This window comes from Anaerobacillus sp. ABA4_114 (assembly GCF_056159065.1).
The window spans coordinates 3,984,316-4,002,292 of record NZ_JBSWUM010000001.1 but is presented as its reverse complement, the minus strand read 5'-3'; the positions used below and the strand labels follow the sequence as shown (position 1 = coordinate 4,002,292).

The window sequence follows — 17,977 nt, the reverse complement described above, 5'->3', positions numbered from 1 at the left end:
TTTAACAGTCTCAGTAATCAATGATTATAGGGATTTCTTCCTATCTACTTGCTAATCTTGCAGTCTATAAGAAAAAGGCGTGATTCTGTTAGGGATTACGCCTTTTACTATTAAATTGAATAGATTATTGAAGTGCTTTATCTAAAGTGTCCAGGTTGTTACGCATCAGGCTAAAGTAATCTTCTTCATTTGCAATATCCTCATCCGTCAGGACTGAGAGATTATGAAGCCGTAGAGCCTCTGCGCCAATTTCTTTTTGCAGGCTCTTCGCAACCTTCGGCGTTACGTTTTGCTCAAATAGTACATATGATAAATTCTTTTCCTTTGCGGTATGAATGATTTCTTCTAATGCTTTTTGTGACGGTTCATTGGACGGTGAAAGGCCAGAAATCGCAATTTGATGGATTCCGTATCGCTCTTCCCAGTAGCCATAAGCTGCGTGTGAAACAATCATTTCAGGCTTATCTTTTGAATCAGTTAAGCTTTCGAAATCATTATCAAGCTTTTTAAGGTCTGCTTTTACTTCTTGAAAATTGGCTTCGAAATCCTCTTTTGCTTCAGGGTGTAGTTCAACTAAAGCATTTTTTATGTTTTCTGCAATTGCAATTGCTCTAACTGGATCCAGCCATACATGAGGATCTTTGTCCCCATGATGATGGTGTTCATCTTCTTCAGCATGCTCTTCCTCTTCAGAAGCTCCGTGGTCATCATGGTGTTCACCTTCTTCAGCATGTTCCCCATCTTCAGAAGTTCCTTGCTCTTCATGATGGTTATCTTTGTGCTCAATTGCTTCGATTCCGGTAGATGCTTCAAACATTTTTACATTATTTCCTTCAATTGAGTCAGCGATTGCCTCTGCATAGCTTTCCAACCCAAGACCGTTGTATATAAAACCATCGGCTTCAGCAATGCTTACCATGGTTTTTGTAGTAGGTTCATAGGTATGTGCGTCCGATCCAGGTGGCAGGATTGATTCCACGTCAACATGGTCGCCACCAATTTTTCTTGTGAAATCCTCAATAGGAAACAATGTGGTATAAACGATTAACTTTTCATCTGAATCGCTGTTTTCCATAGCTGTTGAACTAGCCTCATTGCTGCCACATGCTGCTAGAAGCAATACAACAATTAGCATTATCGATGCCATACTTCGGCGCTTGTACGTCATAATATCTCCCCCTTAGATATACATATAAATCATATTATCGTAATGGTTACGATTTGTAAAACGAAATTATTACGGTTTAAAATAAGAACAGTCTCGTATAAGACTGGACCTAGTAAAAGATTTAGGAAAAATGGAATAGGTGGAGCAAACGATCATTCTGGCTGAAGATGAGATCAACGAGGAGGCATTGAACTAGAATCTTTAAAACTAACACTTCTCATTTTTGCTAAATCTAGCAGCATTCTTTTGTTGTATTTTGTTACTAATTCATATACACTATAAATCGTAATCGATACGATTTGTGGAGTGGTGGATATGTATAATTGGATTATTATAGGTGGAGGCATACATGGTTGTACGATTGCAGCAACACTTTTGAAAAGCGGGAAAGTCAAAAAGGAAGAGCTTCTTATGATTGATCCTCATTCAGTTCCGCTTGCAAGATGGAAAGAGAGAACAGGGCGTATTCAAATGCCTTTTCTTAGGTCTCCATCTGTACATCATATTGATGTTCCTCCATTCAGTCTGGAGAAATATGCAAAGGAAAAATCGTATACGAATCCTTTTTATGGCTATTATGATCGCCCGGCACTAAATCTTTTTAATGAACATGCAGATTCAGTCTTACGTGAAGTCGGCCTTCAAGAGGTTTGGTGTAGCAGTAAGGTTGTAAATGTTGCGAAAGAAGGTCCATATTGGGAGATTGAAACAGAAGATGGACGCATTTATTTTGCAAAGAACTGCGTGATTGCAATAGGAAACAATGATCTTGCCTATCCGGACTGGGGAGATAAATTGAAAAATGCCTGGCACCTTTTTGACTCTCGTCTTGATATGGAGAAAATTACTCCTCCGATTGCCATCGTTGGGGGGTGGCATAACAGCAGCACACGCAGCCATTTCAATGGCCTACCGGTTTCCAGGCAAAGTAAGTCTTATTACGCGGCATCCGTTCAGAGTGCATAATTTCGACAGTGATCCTGGCTGGATTGGTCCAAAATATTTAAACGGTTATGAGAAGGTAGCGTGCTATAGAAGAAGACGGAGAATGATCAAGGAAGCACGTCATCGGGGATCCATCCCTTCCGAACCCCATCAGAAATTGAACTGTTTGGAGAAACAGGGGTCCCTTTCAATAATCCAAAGCAATGTGACATCTGTTTGTTGGAAGTCCAATGCACTTTTTATAACTGAAGGGAGCATGATGCCTGCAACAACGCTTTTTGCCACAGGATTTCAAGCAAAGATGCCTCAGCAGAAGTGGCTGCAAAACCTCATCGAAAAGGAAGTGCTTCCATGTGCAGCGTGTGGCTATCCAATTGTAGAAAAGACGCTGGAATGGAGCTCACGTTTGTTTGTTTCAGGACCTCTTGCTGAGCTTGAAATCGGTCCTGGCTCACGAAATATCATAGGGGCGAGGAAAGCAGCTGAACGCATTGCAAAAAGTATATGAATTAAATCGTAATTATTTTGATTTAAAGGAGTGGATATGCATGGGGAAAATCCCTGTTACTGTTCTGAGCGGATATTTAGGTGCAGGAAAAACAACGCTCCTAAACCACATTCTCGCAAACAGAGAGCAGAGAAGAATAGCAGTCATTGTAAACGATATGAGTGAAATCAACATAGATGCAGAATTAATCAAAAATGGCTTTTCTAGAACAGATGAAAAATTAGTCCAGCTACAAAATGGATGTATTTGTTGCACCCTAAGAGAAGACCTGATTCTTGAAGTGAAAAAGCTGATGGAAGCAGGGGAAATTGATTATATTGTGATTGAGTCTACTGGTATTTCAGAGCCCATTCCAGTGGCACAGACATTTACATATATGGATGAGGAACTTGGCATCGACCTCAGTGAGACGTGCAGACTGGATACGATGGTGACGGTTGTTGATGGAAACCGGTTCTGGCATGATTATCATTCCCGTCACTCGTTGCTAGACCGCAAAGAAGGTGCCGATCAGAGTGATGAACGTGATGTTGTTGATTTGCTTGTTGATCAGATTGAATTTGCGAATATACTCCTTCTTAATAAAACGGACTTAATGGAACAAGAAGAAATAGAAAAATTAACTTCGATTCTAAACACACTGAATCCTGATGCTCTGATTAAGACCAGCACCTATGGAAACGTGCATCTTAATCAAATACTCAACACTAACCTGTTTGATTTTGAACAGGCAAGTCAAAGTGCAGGCTGGATCAAGGAGTTGAATGAAGAACATACTCCTGAAACAGAAGAATACGGGATTTCATCATTTGTATACCGCAGAAAACGGCCTTTTCATCCTGAAAGGTGGATGGCATGGCTTGAGCAATGGCCTAGAGATGTTGTTCGGGCAAAAGGCTTTTTCTGGCTCGCTACCCGGAATGATATCACTGGCTTGCTTTCCCAAGCAGGACCATCGCTTAGCATTGAATCTGCTGGTAAATGGGTTGCTACCTCTTCAGCTAATGAGCAAAAGGAAGCCATGAGAGATGATCCTGATCTTCTTGAACGTTGGGATGACCTTTACGGGGATCGTCTGACCGAACTTGTGATGATTGGTCTTCACCTCGACCAGGAGCAAATTGAACAGTCACTTGACCAATGCCTTCTAACAGATGAAGAAATGAAGCAGGATTGGTCTTTACTTTTAGATCCATTGCCAGAATACCAATAAGAAAGGAAGATAAATATGGCGAAGAAATCAAAAGTCGCAAAAGAAAAGAAGCGTCAGGAGCTTGTTCAGAAGTATGCGGAGCTCAGAAAGGAATTAAAAGCAAAGGGGGACTATGAGGCTCTTCGTAAGCTTCCGCGCGATTCTTCACCAACGCGCTTAACCAACCGCTGTGAAGTAACAGGAAGACCGAAAGCTCATCTTAGAAAGTTCAAAATGTCGCGGATCGCATTTAGGGAGTATGCGCACAAAGGGCAGATTCCTGGAGTGAAAAAGTCTAGCTGGTAAAAGGCGGGTGAAGCGAGGTGAGAGTAAACGAGCATCTGCTTAGGATTATTGTTAGGGATGCTATAGCTAAACTCCCTAGGCAAGAAAGAGAGCTGTATGAGTGGATTGATAAATTGGAAACATCCCTTATCTCAAAAAGTGATTCCCCTGGCGCTTATTTAAATCTGCTTCAAAAGCATAGTCCTTATCATGAAGCAGGGGCATTCTTTCATATGAACCCATCAAAAGTAAGGAAAATCATGCAGCGGGTAGAAGTCTATCTCTCTGATCAGGTGGAGGAAAAAATCATCACGAAAAAATGGTTGGAAGCTCCTTCCTATCACTCTAATCGAAAAAAGTTTACGCTTTACATTTAATATGTACAGCGATTGACAGCTTGATCACTTTTGACGAGTGCCCAGTTGATGTTTGTGTTATAAGGTGAATAATCAAATAGCTATCGAACGTTTTTGCGCGTGTCATTATGATACGCGCGTTTTTAAAAATGAAATAACAAATTGAATTCCAACAATCATGTTCGTTTAACAATGTTTATAAGGAAGTCTTTATAAAGTACCTCTTTCTCTTTAATACTTCTGGACATGCTTGAATAGGATGTTACGAAGGAGGGGACGGAGATGAGCATTTATTTTAGTTATATCTTGTTAGGTTTATCACTATCTGCGCCTGTAGGTCCGATTAATGCTGCACAGATGAACAAAGGAATTCGGTATGGTTTTTTGAATGCGTGGTTTGTTGGAATAGGTGCGATGGTTGCAGATGCAATCTTCATGCTGCTGATTTACATAGGGATCGGACATATTGTGGATTCTCCATTTATGAAAACGTTCCTCTGGCTGTTTGGATTCTTCGTGTTAAGTTATACAGGTGTTGAAAGCATTGTGAAGTCGAGAGTTCAAAAGAATAGGAGTGGCACAAAGAGTGAAACGAAGGGGAAGTCTTTTCGAACAGGGTTCTTTATGGCCTTTTCAAACCCATTGAACATCTTATTCTGGCTAGGTATTTACGGATCCATCCTTGCTCAGAACGCAAATAACTTAGGCACTTATCATTTCTTGATCTATAGCACGGGTATCTTTATTGGAATCACAATATGGGATTTAACAATGGCGAGTATTGCATCAGGGGCAAGAAGGCTCCTAAACCCTTCTATGCTTCGGATGATATCGATTCTCTCGGGAATCGTGCTTATTGCATTTGGATTGTATTTTGGAAAGCAAGCGATGACTATGCTCCTTAGTTAGACAGACACCTAATGAACATTCTCTCAATAGGATACCGTGTGTAGCTATTGGGAGGGATGTTGATGTTATTTACAAAGAGTATGATAGATGAGAATAGTGAAGCGTTGGAGGGTTGGAATGTGTTAGCCTACCAACAATTTTCAGATATGATGTGCAATGAATCTGAACCCTATCCATGTGTTCCTGGGAAAATGGGCTTTATCGATAACTCTCTCAGGTTTGGGTTTGCGGATCCTCCATGGGAAGAGCATGCTTCTAGGCAACTTGCGGCCATTTTAAAGGAGTATGGGGAAATTTCACGGGAAACAGGGAAGTACGCTTCTTTAGTCGTGTTCTTTGAGGCTGATCATCAAGATGGCAAGAGTATTGAGGATTATCAGGATACGTTTTGGACGTTATTAAACGACGTCCATCAACTAGACGAAAAACCATGGCCTGAAGACATACCGACAGACCCACATAACCAGGCATGGGAGTTTTGTTTTGACGGTGAACCCTATTTTGTATTTTGTGCGACACCCGCTCATCGCGTGCGAAAGAGTCGAAGCTTTCCTTATTTTATGCTTGCTTTCCAACCGAGGTGGGTTTTTGAAGAAATCAATGCTTCAACATCTCTCGGGCAAAAGTTAAAGAAGGTCATCAGAAACAGGCTGGTTAAATACGATGGCAAGAAGCCTCACCCTGCTTTAAAGTGGTATGGACAGCAAGATAATTATGAATGGAAGCAGTATTTTCTCGATGAGGAAGACACGACTCTATCTAAGTGTCCTTTCATGGCAATGAAGAACAAGATAAAGAACTTGCATCCTTAATGCTTTCTTTTTAGTTTAATGACAGTCGCTAACGCGATGAGTACAATAAATCCAATACTTACAAAGAAACCAGGCCTGCTAACCTTATCGAACAATGTGCCGGTGATTGCGAAGGCAATAAATGTAAAAGCAACCCATATACCGATCGTGCTTTTTAACGATTGATCCATAAGCTTTCGGAAAGACAACAAAATAAACATCCAGTTGTATAAAAGCATAAGTCCAGCAGCAGTGGTAAAATATTCGAAAATCTTTCCGGGTACTAAAAGCGCGATGATGATCGAGATCGCAACTACGATACACGTGAGAATGAAAGCGGGAAGGGGAACTTTCTCCTTCTCACTTTGCGCAAAAAGCTTCGGTGCGTCTCCTTCTTCCGCAAGTGTCAAGAGCATCGTCGTAACAGCATAAAGAGAAGCTACCATCGTTGAGAATCCTGCGATGACTAGGATGCTATTAAAGATGTGCGGGACGAAAACAGGAAGCTTATATGAGATTAATACCGTTAGAAAAGGACTCTCATCTGGCGTGATCGCAGAGGATGAAGTCAGTTTTAATACAAAATAAAATGATAATAGGTAGAGGGAAGTCAGCACGAGTAACATGATATTTCCGGATTTCTGTGCATCTTTAGGGTCTTTTAAGTGTTCAGCCATGAGTCCCATAATTTCAATTCCACCAAAGGCATAAAACGCATAAAGAAGAGCGGTCCATAACCCGATCCCGCTTTGTGGGAATAAGTCAGTCAGCGGAGAAGAGGAAGGAGTTGCTCGTTCAAGGGGATCGATCAGCCCGCTTATGACTGCGATCGAAATGATGAGAAACATGGCGATCGCTGCTACTTTCATAATTCCAAATACATTTTCCAATTGTTCGACTTTGTGAACGCCCATGAGGATGATTGAAAGCCCGGCGATGGCAAAGATCGTTGCGAAAATCCATAGCGGAGTATTCGGAAACCAGTACTGTGCAAAGATCGAGAGAGCCGTTAACTGACTACCCATGATCAGCATTTCAGATGACCAGTATACCCACCCGTTACTAAATCCTGCCCAATCTCCAAATGCATGTTTCGCATAGGTACGGAATGAACCTTTAACAGGGTGGTGAGCGGTTAATTTCGCAAGGGCCTGAAAGACAAACCATGTCCCTAGCCCTGCGATTGCGTATGCGATCAAGATGGCATTATCCGCTTTCTGAATCGCAATACTAGAACCAAGGAAATAACCTGTTCCGATAATGCATCCGACGCCGATCAAAGAAAGCTGCCACCATTGAAGATTTTCAGATTTTGTAGTTTTTCTCATGACCCATTCTCCCCGTTCATAGTTAGTCTTAGTGTGAGAAGGAAAGCAATGGAATATGTGTTCTTAACCGTTTTGGGATGGTTTTATATGGTGAGGAGATAGTAATAAAGTAAATCTTTTAAAAGGAGATTGCTTTATTATGAATTTATCCCCAAATTGTTGGAATGAATATAGCGAGTTAAAAAGTGTCATCGTTTGTTCCCCGTCTTCTCTAGATGTACCAGATAAGAAAATAGCTTCTTATATTCAGTGGGAAGCTCCTGTTAACCATGAAAAGGCATGTGAACATCACGAAAACATGGTAAGTGGGCTAAGAGATTCTGGAGTCAATGTAGTGAAGTATGATGCGTTTTTATCACAAAAAGATCTAGCTTTTCATAAGCAGTTGATCAATCGAGTCTTTGTGCGAGACCTTGGCTGCGTCTTTGGCAATCATATTTTACCAGGTGAGGCTGGTACGACGATGAGGAAGCCGGAATACGTGACATCACACCTACTCTTCCAACAATGGTTCGATGAAAATACATTTTCCATCAAAGGAAACAACGATTGTAAAGCATTAGAATTTGGAGATGTGATGATTGTAAATAAAGATGCTGTATTCATTAATTCTGGAGTGCGGACAAGTATCGATAGCATCGAAGCGATCAAAGAGCAGGTCTTCGAAGCAGGTTTTTCAGAAATTGGCGTCATCGATCTGCCAAGAAGAGCAGATACGCTTCACTTGGATATGAATTGCAACGCAGTGGGACCAGATGTATATCTTGCTAAGAGCTACATGAGATTTTTTCCTGTGAAAGTCTTGTTACAAGGGTCGTCTAAGTACATGATGATGGATGCGTTTTTAAATCGTCACGGATGTGAAGTTGTCTGGACGGATGAAATCACCCATACGTTAGCTGATATTAACTTCTTGAATCTAAATCCAGAAACACTCTTGATCAGTACAAAAGCTAACAAGAAAATCTTTAAAAGCCACCCAAAGTTAAAAAAGATGAAATTAGTAGAAGTAAATGTAGGTGAACTCGAAAAAGGTGGGGGCGGTATTCGCTGTATGACGCTACCGATCGAAAGACGATAAGACAGAAGAAGGGTTATTCTTCTGTTTTTTTATTTTGCTCATATATTTTAGTGGACGTGGTATGAGCTTGCCCTATAAAAAGGAGGCAGATTGATGTTTTCCTTATTAACGAACCTTTTTCTTGTTGGCATCAGTGGTTTACTTGTTGGAGCAGCTGTAGGCAGAGGAGCGTATCGTCATTATTCACATAGAATGGAAGAACTTTATTTACTGTGTGGTGGCATGCTGATCGGGGTCATCGTATTTGAATTGATTCCTGAAAGCATGCATTCATTTGAGCCGATGGGCATTCTTTTAGGGGCATTGTTGTCTTTCTTATTGTTCGTATTGATTGAAGCAAGCTTTCATAATCGGCTTGTACATAATAAATATGTGCCTGTTATTGCATTTGTATTTGCTCTCCTTTCACATAGTATTCCAGTTGGAGTTGCGATTGGTATCAATGGAGATGGAGGGGAATTCGGAGGGGTGTTACTGTTAGCACTCTTCATTCATCATATCCCTGAAGGTGTCGCATTAGTTTTGTTCATGGCTATTTCAGGATTAAAGAGTAGGTATTCGATCTTAGCAGCTGCATTGATTTCCTTCGCGTTGGTTTTATCTGCAGCTCTTGGTACACATGTTGCGCCTTCTTATACCGTTAACGGATTTCTTACAGGTGTTGCGATCGGGTCACTTTCTTATGTGGCTTGGTACGAGATCATTTTAAAGGTAAAAGGACGTGTCTTCCTCAGAACTTTATTTTTATATATCTCAATGGGCATACTTATAATCGTTACATATATGAAGATCGTTCATAAACTTTTTTGACAAATCGCAAAAGAATCAGTAAAATTATAAACATCATATATGAACACATGCTCATATATAGAATATAATGACATAAGGTTCCTAATAGAGGAGTGGAAAGCGAGATGAAAGAGTATCGCTTAAAAGGCTTATCGTGCCCAAATTGTGCTTCAGATATGGAGCAACAAATTCAAAAATTAGATTACGGAAAATCGGCTCAAATTCAGTACAACTCGGGAAAGATTCAACTTGATGAGAAGATCGATCTCAAAAAGGTGAAAAAGATTTTAGCAACCGATAATGCTTCGTTACTAACTGAAGAAGATGAGCATGGTCACAGCCATCCATCATCGATTAAAGTCTATCTTGGAATTGCTACTGGTGTGTTTATTCTTGCACTTCTAGTGGATGGAATGACTAGTTTTACAGCTGTACCATTTTACATTACCGCAATTATACTAAGTGGTTATCAAACATTTATTAAAGGGTTAAAAAACCTTGTTCGATTGAAATTTAATATAGAAACCTTGATGACGATCGCATTGGTCGGTGCTGTTGCGATTGGAGAATGGAGAGAGGGTACCCTCGTTGCCATTCTGTTTGGTTTAAACGAATACTTAGAAGGATTAGGCATGCAAAAAGCTAGAAAATCCATGGCTTCACTACTTAAAATCGCACCAAAAGAGGCAGTTATCATTCGTAAGGGCTCTGAAGAAACAATTCCGATTTCTAATCTAAGTGTAAATGACTTGGTACTCGTGAGGTCAGGTGAAAAGATTCCCTCTGATGGTGTGATCGAAACTGGAAACAGCTCGGTCAATGAAGCAGCGATTACAGGAGAGGCCATGCCCGTTGAAAAAGCCGTTGGAGAAAGTGTATTCGGAGGAAGTATTAACAATGAAGGTGTTCTACGAATTAGAATTACAAAGGCGTACAAAGATTCCTCTCTTGCGAAGATTCTTCATCTTGTAGAAGAAGCTCAGGAAACGAAGACGCCGACAGAACAATTTATTAATCGTTTTTCTAAATACTATACCCCGTTGATCATGATCATTTCAGCACTTGTCATGATTGTTCCACCCGTTTTCTTCAATGCAAGTTTTGGCGAGTGGTTCTATCAAGGATTAGCCGTATTAATTGTTGGGTGCCCGTGTGCATTGATCTTATCTTCTCCTATCGCAAACATATCTGGAATAACGAGAAATGCTCGAAATGGCATTCTTATAAAAGGGTCCGTTCATTTGGAGCAGCTTGGTATGATCGATACGTTAGCGTTTGATAAAACGGGGACGCTGACGAAGGGAACACCATATGTTGAAAGAGTTGAGACATTTGATCACGCAAACTTCCTCACGGTTGCTGCAGCCATCGAAAAGCATTCTTCACATCCTTTAGCAAAAGCGATCATGAATAAGGTGAGTGAGTTCCCTTATCGAGAAAAAGAAGCAGAAGAACTAGAAGCAGTTGCAGGTCAAGGAATCGTGGCAAAGATCGATGGGAAACGTTATCGAATTGGAAATGAGAAGAGTGTGGAGGGGGCAGCTATCGATGAGAGTGTTCAGTCTCTCATCACGTCTATGAAGGAAGACGGGTTAACCTTAGTGCTGGTTGCAGATGATACAACGATCTTAGGGATGTTCGGGATTTCAGATGAGATTAGAGAAGAAAGCGAATCAGTGATGAGTGCGCTTCATTCTATAGGAATAAAAAATACAGTGATGCTGACTGGTGATCATCAAAAGACGGCAGAGAAGGTTACAAAACGAGTTGGCGTGCGTTCTTACTATGCAGGTTTGATGCCTGAAGATAAAGTAGAGAAAGTAAAGGAGCTAACAAAGAACGGTAACGTTGCGATGGTTGGAGATGGTATTAACGATGCTCCTGCTCTAGCGACAGCTGACTTAGGCATTGCTATGGGGAAAGGGACCGATAGTGCGATTGAAACAGCAGACATCGTGCTGATGCAAGATCACCTCGGTAAGTTACCTGAAGCAATCGGAATTGCAAAGCGAGTCAATCGTACCATCCGGTTCAATATCACTTTAGCTCTTGGCTTAAAGCTTGTTGCATTGCTCTTAACGATTCCTGGTCTCCTTACGCTTTGGATCGCTATCCTATCAGATATGGGTGCAACCATCCTTGTCACATTGATTAGTTTAACCATTTTATGGAACAAGAAAGAAAAGAAATCTGATGGAAAGCCTTACCCAGAGCTACAGCATTCATAAACGGAAACCCCTGGTCACGTGCTAGGGGTTTTTAAATTCGAAGAAATGAAAAATTTGTACCCTTTTCACATTAGGGGCTTGTGTCGTTGGTTATACAATTCTACTATTAGGATATGACACTTATGTCATGATCCATAAAGGATGGGAAGGGGAACACATCATGTACAATATTTTTTATCAGTCTCACGCAGGTTCATGGGCAATTCTTGTGCTTTTGCTATTCGTTAGCTTTTTTGCCTACAAGCAGAACATTTCAATTATGATTCAAAGACTCTTTTATCTCATAATGATTATTTCTGGTGCAGGAATGATCGTTCTACAATTTACAATGGGGTCATTTCCAATTCTCTATATTTTCAAAGGAATCGTTGCGATCGCTCTAATCGGAGTGATGGAGATCATCGTAGGGAAACGAAAGCGGTCAGAATCCACCAAAACACAATGGATTCTATTTGTAGTATTGCTTCTTATCGTACTCTTGATCGGATATGATGTAATAAGCTTCTAACCTAAAAACGACGTCCAATTAGGACGTCGTTTTTTTATTCCCAAGGCCGTTTTGTTGTTAATAGTCCAGCAAGTTCTTTACTTGCCTGACGATGTTCTCGTCTTTTTTCAGCTCGTGCGGGAGCGGTGTTATGAAGATTTTTTTCTTCTTCTGTTTCAGGGATAATCTGCGGTACTTCTAAAGGACGCTTATTTTCATCAAGAGCAACAAATGTCAAAAACGCAGTAGCAGCAATTTTTCTTTCTCCTGACAAAAGGTGTTCCGCAATCACCTTCACAAAAACCTCCATCGAGGATTTTCCGGTATAAGAAACATAAGCCTCTAGACAGACGGAGTCATCGGGTGTAATGGGATGTAGGAAATCAACAGAGTCGGTCGAGGCTGTTACCACTTCACTTCTGCAAAGTCTCATAGCTGCAATAGACGCAAGGTCATCGATATCACGCATCAACTGACCACCGAATAGTGTGTTGTGATTGTTTGTCGCTTCTGGGAACACGTGGCTCGTTTTTACCACAAGCGTTTCTGTGATGTATCTTTTTTCCATGTTGTCCTCTCCTTTTCGTGCAAAATAACTAGTCTAACTTTACTATGCCCTTCAACACTTTGAAGAAAACATGTGATGAAAGATTAGGTTATACATTCATGAAATTCGTTTATGCTGGGAATTTTAATGGAAAGGAGGTTTGTTGAATGAGAATTTTGTTTCTTACTATAATCGCGCTAAATGTCCTGTGGTCTCCGACTTATGCAGAGAGCGGGGGGCGTTCTGAACTTGCGATCGTAATCGATGATTTTGGAAATAATATGGGTGGAACAGAGGAAATGCTTGAACTTCCTGTACCATTAACGGTTGCAATCATGCCTTTTCTTTCAACTACAAAAGAAGATGCCAAATTAGCTCACAAAAAGGGGCATGAAGTGATTGTACATATTCCTATGGAACCACTAAGAGGAAAGTCGAGCTGGCTTGGACCAGGTGCGATAACAACGAACCTCAGTAATAAAGAAATAAGAAAAAGAATTTCGCGTGCGATCGACGATGTTCCATATGCGGTTGGGATGAATCATCATATGGGATCAAAAGCAACCGCAGATGAACGCGTAATGAGAATCGTGTTGGATGTTTGTAGGGAAAGAGGGTTGTATTATCTCGATAGTAAAACAACGGATAAAAGCGTTATTCCAAAGTTAGCGAACGAAATAGGAGTCCCTTATCTCGAGAATGAACTGTTCTTCGATGATATTTATACGATCAGTCACATGAGTAAGAAAGCAAGAGAGCTTGAGAAGCTTCTTAATGACGACGAAAACCATATCGCGATAGGACACGTAGGGATAGCTGGGAAGAAGATGGTTCAAGTGTTAAACGAATACATCCCTATCTACCAATCAGACGCAACGATCGTCCCTTTATCTGAATTAATTCCAAGCTTTGATATGATCGATAAGCAAGTTCCGTAACGATAGTTTGGATTTTAAACTGATCTAATGACGTAAACGCATCGTTAGCTATGAAAACATTAAATGAGGTGCATAATGTGAATCGTAGAGTAGAATGGGGTCTTTTGGCAGGGCGGTTAATATTAGGAGTGATCATGTTTGCTCATGGAATCCAGAAACTCGCTGGCATGGATAATACGGTTGCACTATTTGAAAAGATTGGACAACCTGCTTGGCTTGCTTATTTTACTGCTATCGTTGAAGCAGCAGGTGGGGCCGCACTTATCCTTGGTGTTTTCGTTGTTCCTTCTGCAATCATTCTAGGATTGACGATGCTTGGAGCAATCGTCCTTGCGAAGCTTCAGATGGGGTTGATTGGCGGGTTTGAGTTTCCATTATCATTACTAGGGCTGTCTATTATTTTAGCTGTAACAGGAAGTAGGAAATTTTCGATAGCTGAGATCATAACGAATGAGAAATCATAGCATTCAATCAAACGTTTGTTTAACAGAATAGTGTTCATAAAGAAAGCGTCCGGAATGTGCCCGGACGCTTGTCTTTTATGGAATGTCGTGGCCCATAGAGCTAGTGAGGATGTCAAACCATTGGTCACGTGTTAAGGATAACGAAAGCGCACCAATCGCACTATCGATGCGATGCGTTTTACCTGATCCAACGATCGGCATAATGTCCGCTGGATGGTTAAGAAGCCAAGCATAAAGGACTTGGTCGATTCCCTCCGCACCAATTTCTGAAGCAACCTTTTCTAATGTCTGGCGTAAACGAGCTGCCTTTTCGTCAGTTGCGCTAAATACGTTTCCTCCAGCAAGAGGAGACCAAGCCATCGGTTTTACGCGCTTTTCCTGACATAAGTTAAGAGTGCCATCTTCAAAGTTTTCCAGGTTATATGCCGACAGTTCGATCTGATTCGTGATGAGTGGTTGATCGACATAAGATTGAAGCATGTTGAACTGATGTTGCTTAAAGTTCGATACACCGAAATGGCGTACCTTTCCGTCTCTTTGGAGAGTAGAGAAGGCTTCTGCTACTTGTTCAGGGTCCATAAACGGATCGGGCCGATGAATAAGGAGCGCATCGATATAGTCAGTGCCAAGAGACTTCAGTGATTGCTCTGCTGAAGCAATGATATGTTCTTTGCTCGTGTTGTAAATATGAGATGTATGAGAAGGGCGGTTTGGAGATTCGAGAACGATGCCGCACTTTGTTACGATCTCCATCTCTTGTCTTAAAGACGGCTTAAGAGCTGTCGCCTTACCGAATAGTTCTTCACACTCGTAACTACCATATATGTCTGCATGGTCAAAAGTAGTGATCCCACGTTCAAGGTTGTGTTCAATTAGGGCTAACGTTTCTTCGCTCGACTGATCCCAGTCTGAAAGACGCCATAGTCCGTGAATAATACGTGAAAAAGATAGATCTTCGCCTAGATTAACGCGCTGCATAGATAAACCTCCTGAATGAGCTATAGTTCGTACACCTACTATCATAGAAAAATACAAGCGTTTGCACAACTATAATGAACTAACACTTTCATTGAAAATGCTTCTCATTATCAACTATGGATGATATAATAAGTTAAAATTTAGACGAGAGGTGAGATGATGGTAGAAACTATACAGCTGTTATTGTTTTTCATGATTCTAATTGCATCGTTTGCTACATTTGCATTCATTCTGAGATCGGAAGCCAAAAAGAGTGGATATTCACGAAATAGAAGCACGCGACTTATAGAAAAAGTACCTCACCTAACAATTAAAAAAGGCTATTGACTTTTTAATTGATAAAGATTATCATTATCACATAAGGAAATGAAAATGAATTGTGTTCCCCGACATTGTTCATTTCAAAGAAGAAGAGAAGTTCCCCCTTCAAATAGCTGCCTGCACCGGTAGCTATTTTACTTAGTTGCGATACATTCACCTTTTATATCTTGACGCTGCTTCTGCAGGGTCTTTTTTCTTTTGGGTTGTGACAACTTATCAAACGTTAGATAGGAAAAGTTGTGCAAAGGAATACATATCACGTATGCTATAGGTGGGCTTTATTAAGTATGCTGCCATATAGATTAGACCATTATATCGTTTAAGAGAGGTTACACGAATGAGTTACGAAAATAAGAAAGAGTACTTATTGTTTGGTGCCTGGGCCACTGCAGTAATGGCTATGGCTGGAAGCTTGTACTTCTCAGAAATCCTGGGGTATGAACCATGTGTGTTATGTTGGTATCAACGCATCTTGATGTATCCTCTAGTGATCGTACTTGGAATAGCAGCTGTAAAGAAAGATGCAGGACAATGGCTGTATGTTCTTCCTATTTCGCTTATCGGGGTTTGCGTTTCGTTCTATCATTACTTGATTCAGAAAACAACCTTCTTCGCTGAGTCCTCTCCGGCATGTGGAAGAGTTCCGTGTACTGGTGAATATATTAACGCATTCGGATTTATTACAATCCCGTTCTTAGCTTTAACTGGGTTTACCATTATTAGTGTTATTATGGTCGTATTGGCTATGCAGAAGAAGGAGGAAGGAAAATAATGAAAAAAATCATCATATTCCTTGGAATCATCATCGTATTATTCGGTGCCTTAGCTTTCATTACAAGCTATTCCAATAGTGAGAAGAGTGAAGACAACCCTTATGGAAAAGATTCATTAGAGCAAGGAACGATCGATCAGCTAGATGATCCTTTGTACCAAAATCAAATCCTACCTGAAGAATTAGATGAAAAGCTTTCGAATGAAGAAGACGTATTTGTTTATTTCTATAGTCCTGATTGTGTGCATTGTCAAAATACATCACCTGTATTAGTACCTCTTGCAGAAGACATGGGCATCGACCTTAAGAAATATAACATCCTAGAATTCGAACAAGGTTGGAACGACTACAGAATCGAAAGCACACCTACCGTGGTTAAATTCGAAAATGGTGAGGAAGTCGATCGCATTGTAGGTTCACAGCCTGAGGAAAACTTTAAGACATGGATCGAATCAAATAAATAAAGTGTTAGACTGTCGATACGTTCGGCGGTCTTTTTTTGTGTTTTGCTCTAACTATTGATCGTCATCATAGCTTGTTTACTTTTTGCATAGAAATGAGGTAGTAAGGGAGTGGTTTTCGATGGGTCTTTTACATGAGTTCCGACAGTTTGCAATTAGAGGTAGTGCAGCTGATATGGGAATAGGAATGGTCCTTGGTGCGGCTTTTAGCAGCTTTATAGACTCGCTCGTGACTGATATCATCCTTCCGCCAATAGGTCTCTTACTAGCGAGAATCAATTTCTCTGAGTTATATATAAGCTTGAACGGGCATACCTACTCTTCCTTAGCGGATGCTAGAGAAGCTGGCGCCGCAACGATCAACTATGGGTTGTTTTTATCTACTGGTCTTCGTTTCCTCATTATTTTCTTCGCCGTGTTTCTTGTTGTACGGCAGCTTAATCGATGGCGAAAACCAGGACAAGATCCAATGAACGCGATGACACGCAAAGAGTGTCCTCTTTGTTGTACTGCGATCCCCTCGAAAGCCATTATTTGTCCAAACTGTTCAAGCTCATTGCGGGAAGAGCAACACGAACGCTATACACCGAAAGTTTCATTCAGAAAATAGGGAGAATCTTGATCGTTCACAGGTGAATCACTGCTGGTGATATACTAGTAGTACACGATAACTTGTGAAAGATGAGGTTTTGATCATGGTAGGATGTATGTTGATTCATGGATTTACTGGTGCTCCATATGAGGTAGAACCTCTTGCAGATTACCTTAGAGAAAATACCGAATGGAAAATTTCTGTTCCTACGTTACCAGGCCATGGAGAGTACGAAACATTACATGGCGTCTCCTTTCAGGAATGGATCGATACAGCGGAAGAAAAGCTTAAAGAGCTCCTAGAAACATGTGACACCGTTTATCTCGTAGGGTTCTCGATGGGCGGAGTGTTAGCAGGATATCTTGCTACAGCATACAAAGTTGAGAAACTTGTATTGTTGAGTGCAGCCTATCGCTACATCCATCCCGTTCAGATGGTAAAAGATATCGGCAGAATGGTGTTAGATACGAGCAGAGGGCAAATTAGCCAAAATGAACTTTACATTCGTTATAAAGAGAAACTTAAAGTAACGCCATTCCAAGCATCCCTTCAATTCAGAAAGCTCGTTCAGAAATTAAGACCCTCATTTCGCGATGTAAAGGTACCTACCTTGATCCTGCAAGGGAAGCTCGATAGTATGGTTCCTTATAAAACAGCACATACCATTTACCAGACGATCGGTTCAAAACAAAAGCAATTTCACGTGATGGATTGTTCACGCCACCTAATCTGTCATGGTGATGATCGCGATGATGTTATTCAAAAAGTGTATCAGTTCTTAACAAATGGAACGGACCAGTCTCAACATACGCTTGCTCCTTCTTAGGGTCTCGTTAT

The 17,977-nt window shown here is 40.8% G+C and carries 21 protein-coding genes; 17 read left to right on the top strand and 4 right to left on the bottom strand.

Annotated features, from left to right (window positions below; genetic code table 11):
• Positions 1 to 124: 124 nt before the first annotated feature.
• On the bottom strand, positions 125 to 1,168 hold the full coding sequence (locus ACXAEY_RS20790; protein ID WP_474814603.1) for a metal ABC transporter solute-binding protein, Zn/Mn family: 1,044 nt from the start codon (positions 1,166 to 1,168) through the stop codon (positions 125 to 127).
• A gap of 315 nt (positions 1,169 to 1,483) precedes the next feature.
• Here ACXAEY_RS20790 and ACXAEY_RS20785 point away from each other — a divergent pair, with 315 nt between their 5' ends.
• The 7 genes from ACXAEY_RS20785 to ACXAEY_RS20755 all read left to right on the top strand — a co-directional run bounded on the left by ACXAEY_RS20785 (position 1,484) and on the right by ACXAEY_RS20755 (position 6,175).
• On the top strand, positions 1,484 to 2,134 hold the full coding sequence (locus ACXAEY_RS20785; RefSeq protein ID WP_474814601.1) for an FAD/NAD(P)-binding protein: 651 nt from the start codon (positions 1,484 to 1,486) through the stop codon (positions 2,132 to 2,134).
• Between the two features lie 238 nt (positions 2,135 to 2,372).
• Positions 2,373 to 2,621 (top strand): hypothetical protein, encoded by a 249-nt coding sequence (locus tag ACXAEY_RS20780; RefSeq protein ID WP_474814599.1) that lies wholly within the window; start codon positions 2,373 to 2,375, stop codon positions 2,619 to 2,621.
• 40 nt (positions 2,622 to 2,661) lie between these two features.
• Positions 2,662 to 3,834 carry a GTP-binding protein gene (locus ACXAEY_RS20775; RefSeq protein ID WP_474814597.1) on the top strand — a complete coding sequence of 391 codons (1,173 nt, stop codon included), beginning with the start codon at positions 2,662 to 2,664 and terminating at the stop codon, positions 3,832 to 3,834.
• Positions 3,835 to 3,849: 15 nt separating this feature from the next.
• Positions 3,850 to 4,119 (top strand): 30S ribosomal protein S14, encoded by a 270-nt coding sequence (gene rpsN, locus ACXAEY_RS20770; protein ID WP_270182867.1) that lies wholly within the window; start codon positions 3,850 to 3,852, stop codon positions 4,117 to 4,119.
• Positions 4,120 to 4,136: 17 nt separating this feature from the next.
• Positions 4,137 to 4,475, top strand: a complete 339-nt coding sequence (locus ACXAEY_RS20765) for a hypothetical protein (protein ID WP_474814596.1) — start codon at positions 4,137 to 4,139, stop codon at positions 4,473 to 4,475.
• Between the two features lie 261 nt (positions 4,476 to 4,736).
• Positions 4,737 to 5,363 (top strand): LysE family translocator, encoded by a 627-nt coding sequence (locus tag ACXAEY_RS20760; RefSeq protein ID WP_474814594.1) that lies wholly within the window; start codon positions 4,737 to 4,739, stop codon positions 5,361 to 5,363.
• 62 nt (positions 5,364 to 5,425) lie between these two features.
• The gene (locus ACXAEY_RS20755) at positions 5,426 to 6,175 is read left to right on the top strand and encodes a YqcI/YcgG family protein (protein WP_333489754.1); all 750 of its coding nucleotides are present in this window, start codon (positions 5,426 to 5,428) and stop codon (positions 6,173 to 6,175) included.
• Here ACXAEY_RS20755 and ACXAEY_RS20750 read toward each other — a convergent pair.
• On the bottom strand, positions 6,172 to 7,482 hold the full coding sequence (locus ACXAEY_RS20750; RefSeq protein ID WP_474814592.1) for an amino acid permease: 1,311 nt from the start codon (positions 7,480 to 7,482) through the stop codon (positions 6,172 to 6,174). The genes ACXAEY_RS20755 and ACXAEY_RS20750 overlap by 4 nt on opposite strands.
• 139 nt (positions 7,483 to 7,621) lie before the next feature.
• Here ACXAEY_RS20750 and ACXAEY_RS20745 point away from each other — a divergent pair, with 139 nt between their 5' ends.
• The 4 genes from ACXAEY_RS20745 to ACXAEY_RS20730 all read left to right on the top strand — a co-directional run bounded on the left by ACXAEY_RS20745 (position 7,622) and on the right by ACXAEY_RS20730 (position 12,088).
• Positions 7,622 to 8,563, top strand: coding sequence for an arginine deiminase family protein (locus ACXAEY_RS20745; protein WP_474814590.1), 942 nt, complete (start codon positions 7,622 to 7,624; stop codon positions 8,561 to 8,563).
• A 93-nt stretch (positions 8,564 to 8,656) separates the two neighbouring features.
• Positions 8,657 to 9,373: a ZIP family metal transporter gene (locus ACXAEY_RS20740; RefSeq protein ID WP_270182861.1), complete on the top strand. Its 717-nt coding sequence runs from the start codon at positions 8,657 to 8,659 to the stop codon at positions 9,371 to 9,373.
• A gap of 104 nt (positions 9,374 to 9,477) precedes the next feature.
• Positions 9,478 to 11,580 (top strand): heavy metal translocating P-type ATPase, encoded by a 2,103-nt coding sequence (locus ACXAEY_RS20735; RefSeq protein WP_474814588.1) that lies wholly within the window; start codon positions 9,478 to 9,480, stop codon positions 11,578 to 11,580.
• Between the two features lie 160 nt (positions 11,581 to 11,740).
• Positions 11,741 to 12,088, top strand: coding sequence for a DUF1516 family protein (locus ACXAEY_RS20730; protein WP_270182859.1), 348 nt, complete (start codon positions 11,741 to 11,743; stop codon positions 12,086 to 12,088).
• A 34-nt stretch (positions 12,089 to 12,122) separates the two neighbouring features.
• Here the strand turns inward: ACXAEY_RS20730 and ACXAEY_RS20725 are convergent, their stop codons facing one another.
• On the bottom strand, positions 12,123 to 12,635 hold the full coding sequence (locus ACXAEY_RS20725; RefSeq protein WP_474814585.1) for an acyl-CoA thioesterase: 513 nt from the start codon (positions 12,633 to 12,635) through the stop codon (positions 12,123 to 12,125).
• Between the two features lie 146 nt (positions 12,636 to 12,781).
• On the opposite strand from ACXAEY_RS20725, the gene ACXAEY_RS20720 reads away from it, so the two are divergent.
• Both ACXAEY_RS20720 and ACXAEY_RS20715 read left to right on the top strand, forming a co-directional pair.
• Complete coding sequence (locus tag ACXAEY_RS20720) at positions 12,782 to 13,552, top strand: divergent polysaccharide deacetylase family protein (protein ID WP_474814583.1); 771 nt, start codon at positions 12,782 to 12,784, stop codon at positions 13,550 to 13,552.
• A gap of 77 nt (positions 13,553 to 13,629) precedes the next feature.
• The gene (locus ACXAEY_RS20715; RefSeq protein ID WP_270182856.1) at positions 13,630 to 14,016 is read left to right on the top strand and encodes a DoxX family protein; all 387 of its coding nucleotides are present in this window, start codon (positions 13,630 to 13,632) and stop codon (positions 14,014 to 14,016) included.
• A gap of 75 nt (positions 14,017 to 14,091) precedes the next feature.
• Here ACXAEY_RS20715 and ACXAEY_RS20710 read toward each other — a convergent pair whose 3' ends face one another.
• Positions 14,092 to 14,994 carry an aldo/keto reductase gene (locus ACXAEY_RS20710; RefSeq protein WP_474814582.1) on the bottom strand — a complete coding sequence of 301 codons (903 nt, stop codon included), beginning with the start codon at positions 14,992 to 14,994 and terminating at the stop codon, positions 14,092 to 14,094.
• 658 nt (positions 14,995 to 15,652) lie between these two features.
• Here ACXAEY_RS20710 and ACXAEY_RS20705 point away from each other — a divergent pair.
• The 4 genes from ACXAEY_RS20705 to ACXAEY_RS20690 all read left to right on the top strand — a co-directional run bounded on the left by ACXAEY_RS20705 (position 15,653) and on the right by ACXAEY_RS20690 (position 17,966).
• Positions 15,653 to 16,087: a disulfide oxidoreductase gene (locus tag ACXAEY_RS20705; protein ID WP_270182854.1), complete on the top strand. Its 435-nt coding sequence runs from the start codon at positions 15,653 to 15,655 to the stop codon at positions 16,085 to 16,087.
• The gene (locus ACXAEY_RS20700) at positions 16,087 to 16,551 is read left to right on the top strand and encodes a thioredoxin family protein (protein ID WP_270182853.1); all 465 of its coding nucleotides are present in this window, start codon (positions 16,087 to 16,089) and stop codon (positions 16,549 to 16,551) included. The genes ACXAEY_RS20705 and ACXAEY_RS20700 overlap by 1 nt, the downstream gene beginning before the upstream one ends.
• A gap of 118 nt (positions 16,552 to 16,669) precedes the next feature.
• Entirely contained in the window at positions 16,670 to 17,158 is a 489-nt protein-coding gene (gene mscL / locus ACXAEY_RS20695) for a large conductance mechanosensitive channel protein MscL (protein ID WP_270182852.1), read from the top strand.
• Between the two features lie 85 nt (positions 17,159 to 17,243).
• Positions 17,244 to 17,966 (top strand): alpha/beta hydrolase, encoded by a 723-nt coding sequence (locus tag ACXAEY_RS20690; protein WP_474814579.1) that lies wholly within the window; start codon positions 17,244 to 17,246, stop codon positions 17,964 to 17,966.
• The last annotated feature ends 11 nt before the right edge of the window (positions 17,967 to 17,977 follow it).

Bases quoted from the DNA above. Each gene is read 5' to 3' on its own strand.
- ACXAEY_RS20745 (WP_474814590.1), top strand. From the start codon at position 7,622: ATGAATTTATCCCCAAATTGTTGGAATGAATATAGCGAGTTAAAAAGT.
- ACXAEY_RS20740 (WP_270182861.1), top strand. From the start codon at position 8,657: ATGTTTTCCTTATTAACGAACCTTTTTCTTGTTGGCATCAGTGGTTTA.
- ACXAEY_RS20710 (WP_474814582.1), bottom strand. From the start codon at position 14,994: ATGCAGCGCGTTAATCTAGGCGAAGATCTATCTTTTTCACGTATTATT.
- ACXAEY_RS20700 (WP_270182853.1), top strand. From the start codon at position 16,087: ATGAAAAAAATCATCATATTCCTTGGAATCATCATCGTATTATTCGGT.
- mscL (WP_270182852.1), top strand. From the start codon at position 16,670: ATGGGTCTTTTACATGAGTTCCGACAGTTTGCAATTAGAGGTAGTGCA.
- ACXAEY_RS20730 (WP_270182859.1), top strand. From the start codon at position 11,741: ATGTACAATATTTTTTATCAGTCTCACGCAGGTTCATGGGCAATTCTT.
- ACXAEY_RS20725 (WP_474814585.1), bottom strand. From the start codon at position 12,635: ATGGAAAAAAGATACATCACAGAAACGCTTGTGGTAAAAACGAGCCAC.
- ACXAEY_RS20750 (WP_474814592.1), bottom strand. From the start codon at position 7,482: ATGAGAAAAACTACAAAATCTGAAAATCTTCAATGGTGGCAGCTTTCT.
- ACXAEY_RS20775 (WP_474814597.1), top strand. From the start codon at position 2,662: ATGGGGAAAATCCCTGTTACTGTTCTGAGCGGATATTTAGGTGCAGGA.
- ACXAEY_RS20790 (WP_474814603.1), bottom strand. From the start codon at position 1,168: ATGACGTACAAGCGCCGAAGTATGGCATCGATAATGCTAATTGTTGTA.
- rpsN (WP_270182867.1), top strand. From the start codon at position 3,850: ATGGCGAAGAAATCAAAAGTCGCAAAAGAAAAGAAGCGTCAGGAGCTT.
- ACXAEY_RS20720 (WP_474814583.1), top strand. From the start codon at position 12,782: ATGAGAATTTTGTTTCTTACTATAATCGCGCTAAATGTCCTGTGGTCT.
- ACXAEY_RS20705 (WP_270182854.1), top strand. From the start codon at position 15,653: ATGAGTTACGAAAATAAGAAAGAGTACTTATTGTTTGGTGCCTGGGCC.
- ACXAEY_RS20785 (WP_474814601.1), top strand. From the start codon at position 1,484: ATGTATAATTGGATTATTATAGGTGGAGGCATACATGGTTGTACGATT.
- ACXAEY_RS20780 (WP_474814599.1), top strand. From the start codon at position 2,373: ATGCCTGCAACAACGCTTTTTGCCACAGGATTTCAAGCAAAGATGCCT.
- ACXAEY_RS20690 (WP_474814579.1), top strand. From the start codon at position 17,244: ATGGTAGGATGTATGTTGATTCATGGATTTACTGGTGCTCCATATGAG.
- ACXAEY_RS20760 (WP_474814594.1), top strand. From the start codon at position 4,737: ATGAGCATTTATTTTAGTTATATCTTGTTAGGTTTATCACTATCTGCG.
- ACXAEY_RS20735 (WP_474814588.1), top strand. From the start codon at position 9,478: ATGAAAGAGTATCGCTTAAAAGGCTTATCGTGCCCAAATTGTGCTTCA.
- ACXAEY_RS20755 (WP_333489754.1), top strand. From the start codon at position 5,426: ATGTTATTTACAAAGAGTATGATAGATGAGAATAGTGAAGCGTTGGAG.